Source organism: Streptomyces fuscichromogenes (assembly GCF_014645815.1).
In the GTDB taxonomy this organism is placed as follows: domain Bacteria; phylum Actinomycetota; class Actinomycetes; order Streptomycetales; family Streptomycetaceae; genus Streptomyces; species Streptomyces fuscichromogenes.
In genome coordinates this window covers 186,906-202,758 of record NZ_BMML01000004.1, presented here as the reverse complement: position 1 = coordinate 202,758, position 15,853 = coordinate 186,906, and the positions used below count along the sequence as shown (strand labels likewise).

The 15,853-nt window shown below is 72.7% G+C and carries 11 protein-coding genes; 4 read left to right on the top strand and 7 right to left on the bottom strand.

Going from position 1 to position 15,853, the window contains the following annotated elements:
- Nucleotides 1-2 precede the first annotated feature (2 nt).
- On the bottom strand, nucleotides 3-1,130 hold the full coding sequence (locus IEZ11_RS10375; RefSeq protein ID WP_189262377.1) for a ferrochelatase: 1,128 nt from the start codon (nucleotides 1,128-1,130) through the stop codon (nucleotides 3-5).
- 163 nt (nucleotides 1,131-1,293) lie between these two features.
- Between IEZ11_RS10375 and IEZ11_RS10370 the strand changes: the two genes are divergently transcribed.
- The 3 genes from IEZ11_RS10370 to sepH all read left to right on the top strand — a co-directional run bounded on the left by IEZ11_RS10370 (nucleotide 1,294) and on the right by sepH (nucleotide 5,346).
- Nucleotides 1,294-2,532, top strand: coding sequence for an MFS transporter (locus tag IEZ11_RS10370; protein WP_189262376.1), 1,239 nt, complete (start codon nucleotides 1,294-1,296; stop codon nucleotides 2,530-2,532).
- Complete coding sequence (locus IEZ11_RS10365) at nucleotides 2,492-3,811, top strand: D-arabinono-1,4-lactone oxidase (RefSeq protein WP_189262375.1); 1,320 nt, start codon at nucleotides 2,492-2,494, stop codon at nucleotides 3,809-3,811. Before IEZ11_RS10370 ends, IEZ11_RS10365 begins: the two co-directional genes overlap by 41 nt.
- 497 nt (nucleotides 3,812-4,308) lie before the next feature.
- The gene (gene sepH / locus IEZ11_RS10360) at nucleotides 4,309-5,346 is read left to right on the top strand and encodes a septation protein SepH (protein ID WP_189262374.1); all 1,038 of its coding nucleotides are present in this window, start codon (nucleotides 4,309-4,311) and stop codon (nucleotides 5,344-5,346) included.
- 69 nt (nucleotides 5,347-5,415) lie between these two features.
- On the opposite strand, the gene IEZ11_RS10355 is transcribed toward sepH, so the two are convergent.
- Nucleotides 5,416-6,258, bottom strand: coding sequence for a sulfurtransferase (locus IEZ11_RS10355; RefSeq protein ID WP_189262373.1), 843 nt, complete (start codon nucleotides 6,256-6,258; stop codon nucleotides 5,416-5,418).
- 313 nt (nucleotides 6,259-6,571) lie between these two features.
- Between IEZ11_RS10355 and IEZ11_RS10350 the strand changes: the two genes are divergently transcribed.
- The gene (locus IEZ11_RS10350; RefSeq protein WP_189262372.1) at nucleotides 6,572-7,375 is read left to right on the top strand and encodes a VOC family protein; all 804 of its coding nucleotides are present in this window, start codon (nucleotides 6,572-6,574) and stop codon (nucleotides 7,373-7,375) included.
- A gap of 61 nt (nucleotides 7,376-7,436) precedes the next feature.
- Here the strand turns inward: IEZ11_RS10350 and IEZ11_RS10345 are convergent, their stop codons facing one another.
- The 5 genes from IEZ11_RS10345 to IEZ11_RS10325 form a co-directional block, all read right to left on the bottom strand.
- Nucleotides 7,437-9,848 carry a DUF8508 domain-containing protein gene (locus IEZ11_RS10345; RefSeq protein ID WP_189262637.1) on the bottom strand — a complete coding sequence of 804 codons (2,412 nt, stop codon included), beginning with the start codon at nucleotides 9,846-9,848 and terminating at the stop codon, nucleotides 7,437-7,439.
- Between the two features lie 222 nt (nucleotides 9,849-10,070).
- Nucleotides 10,071-10,715 (bottom strand): thymidine kinase, encoded by a 645-nt coding sequence (locus IEZ11_RS10340; RefSeq protein ID WP_189262371.1) that lies wholly within the window; start codon nucleotides 10,713-10,715, stop codon nucleotides 10,071-10,073.
- Nucleotides 10,716-10,757: 42 nt separating this feature from the next.
- Nucleotides 10,758-11,951, bottom strand: a complete 1,194-nt coding sequence (locus IEZ11_RS10335) for an alkaline phosphatase family protein (RefSeq protein WP_189262370.1) — start codon at nucleotides 11,949-11,951, stop codon at nucleotides 10,758-10,760.
- The gene (locus tag IEZ11_RS10330) at nucleotides 11,951-12,538 is read right to left on the bottom strand and encodes a DUF5998 family protein (protein WP_089104457.1); all 588 of its coding nucleotides are present in this window, start codon (nucleotides 12,536-12,538) and stop codon (nucleotides 11,951-11,953) included. The genes IEZ11_RS10335 and IEZ11_RS10330 overlap by 1 nt, the downstream gene beginning before the upstream one ends.
- A gap of 135 nt (nucleotides 12,539-12,673) precedes the next feature.
- Entirely contained in the window at nucleotides 12,674-15,742 is a 3,069-nt protein-coding gene (locus IEZ11_RS10325; protein WP_189262369.1) for a bifunctional GNAT family N-acetyltransferase/acetate--CoA ligase family protein, read from the bottom strand.
- Between the last annotated feature and the right edge of the window lie 111 nt (nucleotides 15,743-15,853).

The window sequence follows — 15,853 nt, the reverse complement described above, 5'->3', positions numbered from 1 at the left end:
CCTCACGCGTAGGGGCTGTCGGCACCGGCCGCGGCCGGACTGGCGGCGCGGGCCGGGCAGCAGCCGACCGGGCAGAGGTCGTGGCTCGCGCCGAGCGTGCCCAGGGCGCACGGCGTGACCTTCCGCCCGCTCTCCGCGGCCGCACGCTCCAGGACGAGCTCGCGGATCGCGGCGGCGAACCTGGGGTCGTCCCCGACGGTCGCGGAGCGCCGTACCGGAAGATCCAGTTCCGCGGCCTTGGCCGTGGCCTCCGTGTCGAGGTCGTAGAGGACCTCCATGTGGTCGGAGACGAAGCCGATGGGGGCCATGACGACGGCCGGCACCCCGGCGCCGTGCAGCGCCTCCAGGTGGTCGCAGATGTCCGGCTCCAGCCACGGGATCTGCGGGGCGCCGGAGCGGGACTGGTAGACGAGCCGCCAGGGGTGGTCGACGCCGGTGCGCTCGCGGACCGCGTCGGCGATCAGCTGGGCCACGTCCAGGTGCTCCTCGACGTACGCGCCGCCCTCGCCGTGCGTCCCGACCGGGCCGGAGGTGTCGGCGCTCGCGGTCGGGATGGAGTGGGTGGTGAACGCGAGGTGGGCGCCCGCGCGGACGTCCTCGGGGAGGTCGGCGAGGGACGCGAGGACCCCGTCGGTCATCGGGTCGAGGAAGCCCGGGTGGTTGAAGTAGTGCCGCAGCTTGTCGATCTTCGGGAGTTCCAGCCCCTCGGCCTCCAGCGCGGCCAGCGAGTCCGCCAGGTTCTCGCGGTACTGGCGGCAGCCCGAGTAGGAGGCGTAGGCGCTGGTGGCGAGCACCAGGATGCGGCGGCGGCCGTCGGCGACCATCTCGCGCAGGGTGTCCGTCAGGTACGGCGCCCAGTTGCGGTTGCCCCAGTAGACCGGCAGGTCCAGGCCGTGCTCGGCGAAGTCCTTGCGCAGGGCGTCCAGCAGGGCGCGGTTCTGGTCGTTGATCGGGCTGACCCCGCCGAACAGGAAGTAGTGCTGCCCGACCTCCTTGAGACGTTCCTTCGGGATACCGCGCCCGCGCGTCACGTTCTCCAGGAACGGAACCACGTCGTCCGGGCCTTCCGGGCCGCCGAAGGAGAGCAGGAGCAGGGCGTCGTAGGGGGTGGCATCGAGCGCGTCTGACATGAGCCGATCCTGTCACCCGGCGCTGACGCCCCGGAAACAGGAGCGTGAAGAGTCGGATTCGGGAGATTTATCCCCGGTACCGAGCGGGTGCAACACGGCTGTCTCACTCGTAAGCTGTATCAGCCGCAATCACGCCTTACTCGCACATCTGTCGGAGATCCCCGTGCCCAGCCCCTATCGCGCCCTGTTCGCCGCCCCCGGCAGCAAGGGCTTCTCCGCCGCGGGCTTCGTCGGCCGGATGCCGCTGTCCATGATGGGCATCGGCGTGGTCACGATGATCTCCCAGATCAGCGGGCGGTACGGGCTCGCGGGCGCGCTGTCGGCCACCATGGCGCTGTCCGCCGCGGCGCTCGGCCCACAGGTGTCCCGGCTGGTCGACCGGCACGGCCAGCGCCGTGTCCTGCGCCCCGCGACCCTGCTGGCTCTGGTCGCCGCGGCCGGGCTGCTGTTCGCCGCGCACTACGGGTGGCCGGACTGGGTGCTGTTCGTGTGCGCCGCCGGGATCGGCGCGGTGCCGAGCCTGGGCGCGATGATCCGGGCCCGCTGGGCCGCCCTCTACGGGGGCACCCCGCAGCTGCACACCGCCTACTCGTTCGAGTCGGTCGTCGACGAGGTGTGCTTCATCTTCGGACCGATCCTCTCCATCGGCCTGTCCACGACCTGGTTCCCGGAGGCGGGCCCGCTGCTGGCCGCCTGTTTCCTCGCGGCCGGCGTCTTCTGGCTGACCGCGCAGCGGGCCACCGAGCCCGAGCCGCACCCGCGCGGACACCACGGCGGCGGCTCGGCGCTGCGGGCGCCCGGCCTCCAGGTGCTGGTGGCGACCTTCGTGGCCACCGGAGCCATCTTCGGGGCGGTCGACGTGGTGACCGTCGCCTTCGCCGACGAACGCGGCCACAAGGGCGCCTCCAGCATCGTCCTGGCGCTGTACGCGGCGGGCTCCTGCGTCGCCGGAGCGGTCTTCGGGCTCATGCGGTTCGCGGGGAGACCGGAACGCAGGTGGCTGCTGGGCATATGTGCGATGGCCGTGAGTATGATCCCCCTCCTACTGGTCGGAAACTTGCCGCTTCTGGCCGTGGCGCTGTTCGTTGCGGGACTGTCCATCGCGCCGACGATGATCACGACGATGTCCCTCATCGAAAAGCACGTACCTCGCGCGAAACTCACCGAGGGCATGACCTGGGTGAGTACCGGCCTCGCGGTCGGGGTGGCGCTCGGCTCCTCGGTCGCCGGCTGGGTGATCGACGCGGCCGGCGCCCGTGCCGGGTACGGGGTTCCGGCCGTGTCCGGAGCCGTCGCGGTCGCGGTCGGTTTCCTCGGGTACCGCCGGCTCAACAGGCCGGTCACGGGTCGGGGAGGCACCGTTGGGCAGCACAGCGAGCGGGAAGAGCGGCACGTGGCGTAACTGGGGAGGGAACGTCATCGTCCGGCCCGCGCGGGAGGTCATGCCCGCCTCCGTGGACGAACTCGCGGCGGCCGTACGGCAGGCGGCCGAGGACGGCCTGAAGGTGAAGGCGGTCGGCAGCGGTCACTCCTTCACCGCGATCGCCGCGACCGACGGTGTCTCGATCCGCCCCCAACTGCTGACGGGCATCCGCGGCATCGACCGCAAGGCCATGACCGTCACGGTCGAGGCCGGCACCCCGCTCAAGAGACTCAACGTGGCCCTGGCCCGCGAGGGCCTGTCGCTGACCAACATGGGCGACATCATGGAGCAGACGGTCTCCGGGGCCACCAGCACCGGCACCCACGGCACCGGCCGCGAGTCGGCGTCGCTCGCCGCGCAGATCAGGGAACTCGAACTGGTCACCGCCGACGGCTCGGTGCTCACCTGTTCGGAGAAGGAGAATCCCGAGGTCTTCGCGGCGGCGCGGGTCGGCCTCGGCGCCCTGGGCATCGTCACCGCGATCACGTTCGCGGTGGAGCCGGTCTTCCTGCTCACCGCGCGGGAGGAGCCGATGCCGCTGGACCGGGTGCTCGCCGAGTTCGACCAGCTCCGCGCCGAGAACGAGCACTTCGAGTTCTACTGGTTCCCGCACACCGGCAACACCAACACCAAGCGCAACAACCGCAGCGCCGGGCCGCCCCAGCCCGTGGGGCAGCTGGCCGGCTGGTTCGAGGACGAGTTCCTCTCCAACGGGGTCTTCCACGCCGCCCAGTTGCTCGGCCGCGCGGCGCCCGCCGTCGTGCCGACGATCGCCCGGATCTCCAGCACGGCGCTGTCCGCACGGTCGTACACGGACATCCCCTACAAGGTCTTCACCTCCCCGCGCCGGGTGCGCTTCGTGGAGATGGAGTACGCCGTCCCGCGCGAGGCGCTGGTGGACACGCTGCGGGAACTGAGGGCGATGGTCGACCGCTCCGGTCTCCGGGTCAACTTCCCGGTCGAGGTCCGCACCGCTCCCGCCGACGACATCGCCCTGTCCACCGCGTCCGCCCGGGACAGCGCCTACGTCGCCGTGCACATGTTCCGGGGCACGCCGTACCAGGCGTACTTCACCGCCGCCGAGCGCATCTTCACCGCGCACGAGGGGCGCCCGCACTGGGGCAAGGTGCACACCAGGGACGCGGACTACTTCGCCGGGGTCTACCCGCGCTTCGGCGAGTTCACGGCGCTGCGGGACCGGCTCGACCCGGACCGGCTGTTCCAGAACGACTACCTGCGGAGGGTCCTGGGCCAGTAGCCGAGGAGCCGGACCTTTCCCGCATTCCCGAACCTTGCCCGCCCTTCCCGTACTTGTCCAAACGACTGTGCGGGAAAGGGGCGTGGCGACGAAGCCATTGGTTCCGTTTCTGCGTATTGCGTGAAGTGCGCCACGTTCAAGATCGCCCGAGATGGGCAAACAACGGCCGGAGAGCGGTTGTTGCCAGAACTTGGGTGGCGCGCCAATCCACGCACGTGGCCCGAATGGAGTACTGTTGCGAGCCCTGGGCCAGGTCTCCCGCCAGGATGTCCGAGGCCTTGCAAGGACCGCCGGGAGGGGGCTAGTTGCACAGGGTGATGGAGTTGGTCACTTAGCGTTGCGAATAGGTAACCGTGCCATAACGGCGACCCCGGGCCCATGCCCGACACGCCGGGCAACTCGGCAAGGTTGTGGCAGGCTGCACCCGGGCAGGCCACACTCGACTAGCGGAAGCAGCGACGCACGTGACGTCGGCAGGCACCACCCGGGAGGTCCCCATGCCCGAACTGCGTGTCGTGGCCGTCTCCAATGACGGCACACGGCTGGTGCTCAAGGCTGCCGACTCTACGGAGTACACCCTTCCGATCGACGAACGGCTCCGTGCCGCCGTGCGCGGCGACCGGCCCCGGCTCGGCCAGATCGAGATCGAGGTCGAGAGCCATCTCCGGCCCCGAGACATCCAGGCGCGGATACGGGCGGGCGCCAGCGCGGAAGAGGTCGCGCAGCTCGCCGGGATCCCCGTCGACCGGGTGCGGCGCTTCGAGGGTCCGGTACTGGCCGAGCGCGCCTTCATGGCCGAGCGGGCCCGCAAGACGCCCGTCCGCCGGCCCGGCGAGAACTCCGGTCCACTGCTCGGCGAGGCCGTGCAGGAACGACTCGTGCTGCGCGGTGCCGAGAAGGACACCGTGCAGTGGGACTCCTGGCGCCGCGACGACGGCACCTGGGAGGTCCTGCTCGTCTACCGGGTCGCGGGCGAACCGCACTCGGCGAGCTGGACCTACGACCCGCCCCGGCGGCTCGTCCAGGCGGTCGACGACGAGGCTCGCTCGCTGATCGGCGAGTCCGACGACCTGTCCGTACCGGAGCCCAGCTTTCCGTTCGTGCCGCGTATCGCCCGGCTGCCGCGCGACCGGCCGCTGGACCGCTCCGCGGACCGGGACCGCGAGCGGCCGAGCCTGCCCGCCCAGTCCTCCGAACCGGCCGAGGAGAGCATCGCCGAGCGGGACTCGCTGACCAGCCTGCTGGAGGCGGTGCCGAGCTTCCGGGGCGACATGGTGGTCCCGGAGCGCCCCGCCGAGGTCACGGAGGAGCCCGCCCCGGAACCGGCGGAGGAGGAGCCCCCGGCCCCGGCGGCCTCGGCCGGCTCCGCCTACGCGGACGTCCTCATGCCCCGCTCCGTCGGCAGCCACCGCGACCGGCTGATCGGTGCCACCGACCGCCAGGCCGAGGCCGACGGCGTCCGCCCCGGCCGCCGGGCCGCCGTGCCGAGCTGGGACGAGATCGTCTTCGGAACGCGGCGCAAGAAGCAGGAGTAGGGAACAGGAACAGGCCGTACGACGGTACGAAGAAGGGGCACGCGCGCGTGCCCCTTCTTTCGGCTTCCCTTACTGCGGGTCCGGGCCGACCGCCACCGGGCGGGACGGGTCGGCGGACCACTCCGACCACGAACCGACGTACAGCGCCGCCGGAATGCCCGCGACGGCCAGTGCCAGCACCTCATGGGCACCGGAGACTCCCGAGCCGCAGTACACGCCCACCTCGGCCGCCTCGGAGGCGCCCAGGCCCTTGAAGCGGTCGCGGAGTTCGGCGGCGGGCAGGAAACGGCCGTCCGGGCCGACGTTCTCGGTGGTCGGCGCCGACACGGCGCCCGGGATGTGGCCGCCGACCCGGTCGATCGGCTCCACCTCCCCCCGGTACCGCTCCCCCGCGCGGGCGTCGAACAGGACACCCGAGCGGGCCAGCGCCGCCGCCCCGTCGGCGTCGAGCAACCGCCCCGCGCCCGGGGCCGGTTCGAAGTCACCCTCGGCCGGCTCGGGCACGTCGGTCGAAAGAGTGCCCGGCCAGGACGGCAACCCGCCGTCGAGGACCCGCACGTCCGGGTGACCCGTCCAGCGCAGCAGCCACCAGGCGCGCGCCGCCGCCCAGCCCTGTCCGCCGTCGTAGACGACGACCGGTCGGCCCGCCGACACCCCGGCGCGGCGCATCGCCGCGCGGAAGACGGCCGGATCGGGCAGCGGATGCCGGCCGTTCTCGCCGGGAGCGGCGGCCAGTTCGCCGTCCAGACGCACGTACACGGCGCCCGGCAGATGCCCTGCCGCGTAGGCCACCCGGCCGTCGAAGGGCGGCGTGTTTGGCGAGGGCAGCTGCCAGCGGACGTCCAGCAGGACCGGCGGAGTCGGCCCGGCCAGCTCGTCGGCGAGTTCGGTTGCGGTGATGATGGCTTCCATGGCCCCATCCTTACGCCAGGGGTGGCCGCATCGTCCAGGGACGACTACTCTGCTCGGCCGGACAGGCTCGATCACCGGGTGTACGGGATCGGGCACATGCTGTACAGCTGATGGACACGCGACGGCAATCGGCCGGAAACGGGCGGGAAACGGCAGACCAGGCATCCTCGCGGCGAAGCCGCCCGACAGCCGTGGACGCAAGCCGCCACGGAGGGTGCGAGCATCGGCACGGGACGTGTCCGCGGCTGCGGCGCAACCGGTCCGGAGAGCGCAAGCGACACGGCCACCGCAAGGGGCCGAGGGGAGAGTGACGATGACCGAGGTACGGGGAGCGGCCGGACCGAACGGCGGCACGGACGCTCGGCGCGCGCCCGGGACCCCCTGCTGGGTGAGTCTGATGGTGCACGGCTTGACCGCGACCGAGGAGTTCTACGGAGCCCTGTTCGGCTGGGAGTTCGAGCCCGGTCCCCAACAGCTCGGCCCCTGTGTCCGGGCCTTGCGCGACGGGCGGGAGGTGGCGGGCATCGGACAGCTGTCGCCGGACCTGCATCTGCCGATCGCCTGGACGCCGTACTTCGCCTCGGACGACGTGGACCTGACGGCCGAGACGGCCCGGCTGTGCGGCGGCACGGTGGGCGTCGGCCCACTGGACGCGGCCGAGGCCGGGCGGATGGCCATCGCCTCCGACCCCGCCGGCGCGGTGTTCGGCATCTGGCAGGCCGCGGCCCGCCTCGGCACGGCCCTGAGCGGCGTCCCGGGCACGCCCGTCTGGGACGAACTGCTCACCTTCGAGACGTCGAGCGTCGCGAAGTTCTACGAGACGGTGTTCGGTTACGAGGAGGAGCCGGTGGTGTCCGCCGACTTCGACTACGTGACCCTGCACGTCGGGGGCCGCCCGGTGGCCGGCATCCACGGCGTCGGCCTCTCACTGCCCCGGGACCGGGGGCCGCACTGGCTGACCTACTTCGAGGTGGCCGACGTGGAGGCGACCCTGCGGGAGGTCGCCGAGCTGGGCGGGCAGGTGCTGAAGCCGGCCCGGGACAGCGCGCACGGACGGGTCGCGACGGTGGCCGACCCGGAGGGCGCGGTCTTCTCGGTGATCCAGAGCCCGCGCTGAGCCGGCGCCGGCGTGGGACGGGCGGTACGCGTCCGCCCGTCCCACGCGACGGTGACGCCGGTCAGTGCCGACGGCACCTGTTCACGTCGATCCGTACGATCTGCGGGTCGTGGTCGCTGGCCTGGTCCGCGAACTCGGCGTTGATGTGCACCACGTCGTAGTCGAAGCGGGTCACGGCCGGGCTGGTCAGGATGTGGTCCAGGGTCTGCGAGTTGCCGTCGTACACGTAGGTGTAGCGCTCGGCGGCCGGCAGGGTGGTGATCAGCGGGGTCAGGGCGCCGCCGTCGGTCAGCCTGGTCAGCGTCTGCGAGAACTCGTAGTCGTTCAGGTCGCCGAGCACCACGGCCTTGGCGTCCTTGTCCGCCGCGAGCAGGGACTTGACGAACGTGTTGACCTCGGTGGCCTGGGCCGCGCGCTGGGTCTCCGAGCTGCGGGCCGGCGGCTGGTAGCGGCCGTGCAGCGGCTGGTCGCCGCCCTTGGAGACGAAGTGGTTGGCGACGACGAAGACGGTCTGGCCCTGGAAGACGAACTCGCCCACCAGCGGCTTGCGGCTGTCGTCCCACGCGTCGCTGGTCGGGTCGATCCGGCCCGGGGAGTAGGTGAGCCGGGCGCCCTTGCGGGTCTTGACCACACTCGTGCCCGTGGTGGCGTCGCCGCCGGGCCGGTCGGTGAAGGAGACCCGCTTCGGGTCGAAGAGGAAGACCTGGCGGATGTTGCCGCCGGGTTCGCCGCCGTCCTGGTCGTTCTCGGGCGCGATGTAGCGCCAGGAGTAACGCGGGCCGCCGGCCGCGCGGATGGCGTCGGTGAACCGCTTGAGGGTGGCCTCGGCGGTGACGGTGCCGTCGTCCGTGGCGCCGTTGTCGTCCTGGATCTCCTCCAGGGCGACGACGTCGGGCGAGTTGAGGTTGACCGCGACGCCCTCGGCGAGCCGGTCGAACTTCTCCTGGTCGTCCAGCGCGTCCAGGTTCTCCACGTTGTAGGTGGCGACCGCGAGTTCGTCACCCTTCTGCCTGCGGGTCACCTCTCGCTTCAGCCCGTTGTCGACCAGGGTGCCGAGCTCGGTGGCCTGGACGTCGTAGCCGCCGTAGGCGGAGTAGTCGAGCGGGCCGGTGGTGGTGCCGGACAGTTCGTCGCCGACGTTCGCCGCCGGGAAGGCGGTGCCGGTGTCCAGGGACATCACCTCGATACGGCCGGTGTTGGGCTGGTCGTAGGAGGAGTAGAGGGTGCCGCCGCGCGGGGTCGGGTTCTCGTCGGGCTTGACGGTCACCCAGAGTTCGCCGTACGCGTCGCTCGCGCCGACCACGCGGGCGTCGGCGAACGTCGTCCGCATGCCCTCCAGGGACTCGTAGAAGTCCTGGGCGTAGACGGCCGGCTGGAGGGCGAGCGACTCGATGCTCGCGCCGTCGGCGGTGGGGATGTACGCGTCCGGGACGGCCGCGGCGTCCAGGGTGACGGCGGCGGGCAGTGCGTTGCCGCTGGAGAGCACGGTCGCGGTCGGGCCGTCGAGCTCGGTGACCGACTGGCTGGTGCTGCTCGGGTAGTACTCGCTGACCTTGCCGGTGACCAGCACCGAGTCGCCGACCGCCACGGCGGGGGTGGCCGAGCCGGTGTAGACGAAGACGCCTTCGCTGGTGCGCGGGTCGGCGTCGGGCGCCGGGTCCTGGATCCAGTAGCCCTTGGAGCCGGTCGTACGGACGCCGGTGACGATGCCCGGCACCTTGGCGACGGTCTGCCCGGCGAGCGGGGACTTGCGGGTGGTGCCCTGGATGTCGTGGATGCGGACGGTGCCGGGCTGGGTCGGGTCGTCACCGCCCCCGCCGTCCCCGCCGCCCGAACCCGGGCTCTGCCCGGCCGAGTTGACCGGGGAGGGGGTGCCCGCGGTGAGGTCCGCCGCGTTGTCGTCGGTGTCGGCCAGGGTGTCGGCGCGGGCCACGGAGGCGGTGTTGGAGGCGCCGGTGACCGGGCCGCTGCCCTCGCGGACCACCGCGGTGCCGTAGCCGACCAGGTCGACGACACGGCTGTCGGCCGCGCAGTCGGCGGCGGTCTTGCAGGTCAGCGCGGTGGTACCGGAGACCAGGGCGATCGTGCCGGTGGTCGCGCTCATCGCGATCGTGCCGGTCGCGTCCGGGGTCGGCAGGGCCGTGGTCCCGCCGCTGCCCTGGGACTCGGCGACCAGGAAACGGCCGCCGGGCGCGACCGAGCCGCTGAGCGCGGTCACCTGCCACTGCGAGGACGACGACGGCGAACCGGGCAGGTACTGCACGCTGTAGCCGGCCAGGTCGTAGGCCGCGGCCCCGGCGTTGCCGAGTTCGACGAAGTCCCGGGTCAGGGTCGCACCGGAGTTGCCGCCACCGCCGTACACCTCGGCGATCACCGCCGCCGCGGACGGCGTGGCGTACGCGGCGGGAAGGGCGGTCATCGCGAACGCGCTCGCCACGCTCACGGAGATCAGCGGGTAGGCGGCGCGGCGCATACGGGATCTGTTCCCTGCGGGTCTGGACACGCTGGCGGTCCTCCTCGGACGTCGGATGCTTCAACACACCGCGGACGGGCGGTGCTTGAACCGGGCGTGTGGGGGGAGGCGGGCTCAAGTTACGCGTGTAGACGCCCGATCGCCAGGATGCCGTCGGTTAATTCCAGGGAACGCGGAGGTGGTCGGCGGCGCGCGACACCGTCGGCAGCCGCCGGGCCGGTCCTACGTGACCGGCAGTACGTCGGGAGACAGGGCCGCCGCGCGCGCCGTCGCGCTGGTCATGCGCTTGCGGTGGTGGCGGCGGCACAGCACCTCGTAACCGACCTTTCCGCCCGCCCCGTTGACGTCCCCCACGACCACCTGGGCGCCCTCGACGACCATCTCGCCGTCGACCGTACGGGCGTTGTGGGTGGCGCGGGCGCCGCACCAGCACAGGGCCTCGACCTGGAGCACCTCCACCCGGTCGGCCAGCTCCACCAGCCGCTGCGAGCCGGGGAACAGCTTGGAGCGGAAGTCGGTGGTGATGCCGAACGCGTACACGTCCAGGCCCAGGTCGTCGACCACGCGCGCGAGCTGGTCGATCTGCTCCGGCGCCAGGAACTGCGCCTCGTCGGCGATGGCGTAGTCCGCACGACCGCCCTGCGAGAGATGGTCGACCAGGTACGCGTACAGGTCCTGGCCGTCCTCGACCTCCACGGCGTCCGTCACCAGACCGAGACGGGAGGACAGCTTGCCGTGGCCCGCGCGGTCGTCGCGGCTGAAGATCATGCCGACCAGACCGCGCGCCGACCGGTTGTGCTCGATCTGGAGAGCCAGCGTCGACTTCCCGCAGTCCATCGTTCCGGAGAAGAACACCAGCTCGGGCATGGGGAGTTGCGCACCTTTCGGTGAGTTCTGCGGTCAGGGGTGTCAGGAGCGTACTTCGAGCAGCGGTACGAGCTGCTCGGCGGGGGTCATCGAGCCGTGGTTGCCGACCATCGCCGACTCCTTGGGCTCCCGCTCGGAGGCGATGAGCAGGACGTCGTCGTGCGCGGCCGCGACCACGTCGCCGATCCGTTCGTACACCCGCTCGTCGAACCGGTCCGGCGGGCCGAACCAGCCGGCCGCGATCGCCTCGTCCCGCGAGGCCACCCAGAACTGCTCGCCGAGCACCTCCCGCCAGCAGGTCAGCACGTCGTTCGAGGCACCGGGCACCGCGTAGACGTGCCGGGCCCGGCCCTCGCCGCCGAGCAGGGCGACGCCCGCCTTCAGCTCCCAGTCCTCGTCGAAGTCGATGCGGTGCTGTTCGTCGAACGGGATGTCGACCATGCCGTGGTCGGCGGTGACGTACAGCGCGCTGCGCGGCGGCAGCTGCTCGGCGAGCCGCTGGACGAGCCGGTCGACGTGCATCAGCTGGCCGCGCCAGGTGTCGGAGTCCACGCCGTAGCGGTGCCCGGCGCCGTCCAGTTCCGCGTAGTACGTGTACACCAGGGAGCGGTCGGCGACGGCGAGCTGCTCCGCCGCGAGGTCCATCCGCTCCTCGCCGGTCAGCCGCCCGTGAAACGTTCCGCCGCTGAGCGCGACCTTGGTGAGCGGGGTGTGCTGGAAGGTCGGGGAGGAGACCTGGGCGGAGTGCACCCCGGCGTCGGCGGCGAGCTGGAAGACGGTGGGGTACGGCTGCCAGGCGGCCGGGTCCGACCACGGCTGCCAGCGGAGCTGGTTCATCAGCTGGCCGGTGGCCGGATTGCGGACCGTGTAGCCGGGCAGGCCGTGGGAGCCGGGCGGCAGGCCGGTGCCGACGGAGGCGAGAGAGGTCGCGGTGGTGGCCGGGTAGCCGGCGGTGATCGGCCGCCCGGTGCCGCCGCGCGAGCTGCCGAGCAGCGCGGTGAGGAAGGGCGCCTCGTCCGGATGGGCCTTGATCTGCTCCCAGCCGAGCCCGTCGATCAGGAAGACGCAGTTACGGTCGGCGGGCGTCAGCTCCGTGATCGACGCGGTCATGCCGGGTACGGCCATGCCCGCGGCCAGGGTGGGCAGCAGGTCGGCGAGGGAGCCGCTGCCGTACTCGGGCAGCGGCGCGGAGCCGAGGGCGAGGGGTTCGGGATGGTCCCAGGCCGCGTACGCCATCAGCGGGTGACGTCCGCGGTCGCCTCGGAGATGGCCTGCGCGAAGACGAGCGCCTGGCGCACCGTCTCCGGGCCGTCCCCGGCCTCGCTGACCCGCAGGCTGAGGTCGTCCGCCGTGGAGTTGCCGGTGTAGCCGTGGTCGGCCTCGCAGTTGGGGTCGCCGCAGGCGGCGGGCTCCAGGTCGATGCGGGAGACGGCGCCCCAGCCGATGGTCAGCACGATCTCGCGGGGCAGGGTGCCCGGTGTGTACTGCTCCGGGTTGGCCACGACCCGGCTGACCACGACCGACGAGATCCGGCCGAGCTTGACCGACTCGGTCGAGGTGGTGGCGTAGGGGGTCGGGGAGGTGCTGTCGGCGGCCTGCTCGTCGGTGTGGCTGACGATGAAGCGGTTGCCGGTGAGGACGAGCACGGTCACGTGCCGCCGCACCTCGTTCTGGTCGAACGTCGTCTCCTGGTGGACCAGGTACGACCGGATCGGCTCGCCGCCGATGGCGGCCTCCACCGCCTCGGCCACGAGGGCCGGGTAGTAGCCGCTGCGCTCGATAGCGACACGCAGCCCCTGGGTCGTCGTACTGGTCTTGGCCATGGCGTCCATCCTAATCCGTGGGCAAGGGGACCCGGGCCAGTCGCGCACGGCGGCGTTCGACGCGCCCGCGTGCGACGGCCGGGCGCGACGGCGGCCGCGTCGAACGCCGCCGACGGGTGCGGGCGTTCGCCTCGGTCAGTAGGCGGGCAGGGTGCGCGGGCCCAGGTCGTCGCGGGCCGGCGGGGGCGCGAGGCGCACGGTGGCGCCCAGGACACTCACGCCGTGCCGGGCGACCACGACCGGCTCCAGGGTGACCGCGACGACCTCGGGGTGGTCGTCGACCAGCCGGGAGACCCTGAGCAGCAGCTCCTCCAGGGCAGGTGTGTCGACGGGCGCGGAGCCGCGCCAGCCGAACAGCAGGGGCGCGGTCCGGATCGACCGCACCAGCGAGGTGGCGTCCCGGTCGGTGACCGGAACCAGTCGGTGCGCCATGTCGCCGAGCAGCTGCGAGGCGGCGCCGGCGAGACCGAAGGAGACCACGGCCCCGGCGGCCGGGTCGATCACGGCCCGTACGACGGTGTCGACGCCCCGGGGCGCCATCCGCTGCACCACCGGCCGCAGCTCCTCCGGCGGCCCGTACAGCTCGCCCAACTCGTCGTACGCCCGGCGCAGTTGCTCCTCGTCGGCCAGGTCGAGGCGCACTCCGCCCAGGTCGGCGCGGTGGCGCAGGTGGGGAGCGGTGGCCTTGAGGGCGACGGGATACCCGAGCGCGCGGGCGGCTCCGACGGCGGCGTCGGGGGTGGCGGCGGGCAGCGCGCGGTGCACGTCGATGCCGTACCTGCCGAGGAGCCGGCAGGTCTCCTCGACGCCGATGGTGAGCCCCTCCCCGCGCTCCAGCAGCCCGCCGATCAGCTCGGCGGCGCCCCGCTCGTCGATGTCGTCGAACTCGGGCACCTTCCCGGGATCGGCGGCCTCCCGCCGCCACTGCGCGTACTTCACGGCTTCGGCGAGCGCCCGCACGGCCCGCTCGGCGGCCGGGTAGGCGGGGATGAGCCGGGAGTAGGGGGCGCCGAGCTTCAAAGCCCGCGGCACCACGGCAGCCGACGCCTCCGCCTCCGCAGCCACCCCGGCGAGCACGTCCGCCGTTGCCGCGGCGGGCACGTCCGCCGCCACCCCGGAGGGCACGTCCGGCTTTACCGCGGAGGGCACGTCCGCCGCCACCCCGGAGGGCACGTCCGCCGCCACCGCGGTGGGCACGTCCGGCTTTACCGCGGAGGGCACGTCCGCCGCCACCCCGGAGGGCACGTCCGCCGCCACCGCGGTGGGCAGGCGTTCCGCAGGGCGGAACGGGTGGGCACCGCCACCGGTGCCGGGTGCCGTCGGACTCGCGGTAGGTGCGGTACGGCCTGCGGCGGACAGCGCCTCCGCCAGCCCCCCGAGCTCCACGTGCACCACGAGCACCGGCTTGCCCGGAACCTCTTCGGCCGCCGACCGCAGCGCCTCCGCCAGCTCCGCGTCCCCCACCGCCCCCTCCCCGATCGTCGGGATCGCCGTGACGACCACCGCGTCGCACGACTCGTCCGCCAGCGCCTGCGACAGCGCCCGGTGGAAGTCCCCGGCACTCGCCCGTGTCGTCAGGTCCAGCGGCCGGGCCGGGCGCAGCCCCTCCGCAAGGCAGCGGTCGTACGTCAGCAGCCCGAGCGACTCCGAGTTGCCGAGGATCGCCACCCGCGGCCCCGCCGGCAGCGGCTGCCTCGCGAGCAGCAGCCCCGCGTCGACCAGCTCGGTGATCGTGTCGACGCGGATCACCCCGGCCTGCCTCAGCAGCGCGGACACCGTGGCGTGCGGCAGCCGCGTCGCCCGTACCGCGTGGCCCGGCGGCGCCCCCGCGCCCTGCACCACGACCAGCGGCTTCGCCGCCCCCGTCCGGCGGGCGAGGCGGGTGAACTTGCGCGGGTTGCCGATGGACTCCAGATACATGAGGACGACGTCGGTCTCGGGGTCGTCGTACCAGTACTGGAGGACGTCGTTGCCGGAGACGTCCGCGCGGTTGCCGGAGGACACGAAGGTGGAGACGCCCGTGGTCCCGGTGACGCCGCCGCCGCGCCGGTGCAGCCGGGACAGCAGGGCGATGCCGATGGCGCCGGACTGGGCGAACAGGCCGATGCGGCCGGGGCGGGGCATCTCGGGTGCGAGGGAGGCGTTCAGCCGGACGTCGTCCGCGGTGTTGATGATGCCGAAGGCGTTGGGGCCGATGATGCGCATGCCGTAGCTGCGTGCCTGCCGGACGAGCGCGCGCTGGCGCTCCCGGCCGTCGGGGCCGCTCTCCGCGTATCCGGCGGCGAGGACGACGAGTCCCTGGACGCCGTGCTCGCCGCACTCGGTGACGACGTCGGGTGCGTGCTCGGCGGGCACGGCGACCACCGCGAGGTCGACAGGGCCGTCGATGTCCCGCACCGAACGGTGCGCGGGCACCCCGTCGACCTCCTTGAGGTCCTCGGGGAAGGCGTGGTTCACGGCGTGCAGGCGGCCGGTGAAGCCGGCGTCCCGGAGGTTGCCGAGGACACTGCGGCCGACCCCGCCGGGCGTGCGGCCGACACCGATCACGGCCACGGAACCGGGCGCGAGCAGCCGTCGTACCGAACGGGCCTCCGCGCGCTGCTCCCGCGCGCGCTGGACGGCGACCGAGCGGTCCGTGGGCTCCAGGTCGAACTCCAGGCGGACGACGCCGTCCTCGAAGCTGCGCTGCTGGGTGTAGCCGGCGTCCGTGAACACCTTGATCATCTTGCTGTTGGCGGGCAGCACCTCGGCCGCGAAGCGGCGGATCCCGCGCTCGCGCGCGACGGCCGCGATGTGCTCCAGGAGGGCGGAGGCGACGCCCCGGCCCTGGTGGGCGTCCTGGACGAGGAAGGCGACCTCGGCCTCGTCGGCGGGCGCGGAGGCGGGCGTCCCGTCGGGGCCAATGCGGTCATAGCGTACGGTTGCGATGAACTCGCCGCCGATGGTGGCCGCGAGTCCCACCCTGTCCACAAAGTCGTGGTGCGTGAAGCGGTGGACGTCCTTGGCGGAGAGCCTGGGGTAGGGCGCGAAGAAGCGGTAGTACTTCGACTCGTCCGAGACCTGCTCGTAGAAGCTGACCAGCCGGTCGGCGTCATCAACGGTGATGGGCCGGATGCGCGCGGTACCGCCGTCGCGCAGCACCACGTCAGCCTCCCAGTGGGACGGGTACTCGTGCCGGTCCTGCGGGTCCGCCGGGGTCTGCATGGGCCCCAGAGTACGGCTCGCGTCCGACAACGGCGCGAGGCAGTCTGTGCAGGACGCAAGTCGGGCCGAGGCCGCGGTCCGACGACACACCCGGAGGGGACCCATGTCCAC

What these genes read in the sequence shown, in the direction of transcription:
- IEZ11_RS10325 (WP_189262369.1), bottom strand. Translation starts at nt 15,742, where the DNA reads ATGCAGACCCCGGCGGACCCGCAGGACCGGCACGAGTACCCGTCCCAC.
- IEZ11_RS10330 (WP_089104457.1), bottom strand. Translation starts at nt 12,538, where the DNA reads ATGGCCAAGACCAGTACGACGACCCAGGGGCTGCGTGTCGCTATCGAG.
- IEZ11_RS10340 (WP_189262371.1), bottom strand. Translation starts at nt 10,715, where the DNA reads ATGCCCGAGCTGGTGTTCTTCTCCGGAACGATGGACTGCGGGAAGTCG.
- IEZ11_RS10350 (WP_189262372.1), top strand. Translation starts at nt 6,572, where the DNA reads ATGACCGAGGTACGGGGAGCGGCCGGACCGAACGGCGGCACGGACGCT.
- IEZ11_RS10335 (WP_189262370.1), bottom strand. Translation starts at nt 11,951, where the DNA reads ATGGCGTACGCGGCCTGGGACCATCCCGAACCCCTCGCCCTCGGCTCC.
- IEZ11_RS10345 (WP_189262637.1), bottom strand. Translation starts at nt 9,848, where the DNA reads ATGCGCCGCGCCGCCTACCCGCTGATCTCCGTGAGCGTGGCGAGCGCG.
- sepH (WP_189262374.1), top strand. Translation starts at nt 4,309, where the DNA reads ATGCCCGAACTGCGTGTCGTGGCCGTCTCCAATGACGGCACACGGCTG.
- IEZ11_RS10375 (WP_189262377.1), bottom strand. Translation starts at nt 1,130, where the DNA reads ATGTCAGACGCGCTCGATGCCACCCCCTACGACGCCCTGCTCCTGCTC.
- IEZ11_RS10355 (WP_189262373.1), bottom strand. Translation starts at nt 6,258, where the DNA reads ATGGAAGCCATCATCACCGCAACCGAACTCGCCGACGAGCTGGCCGGG.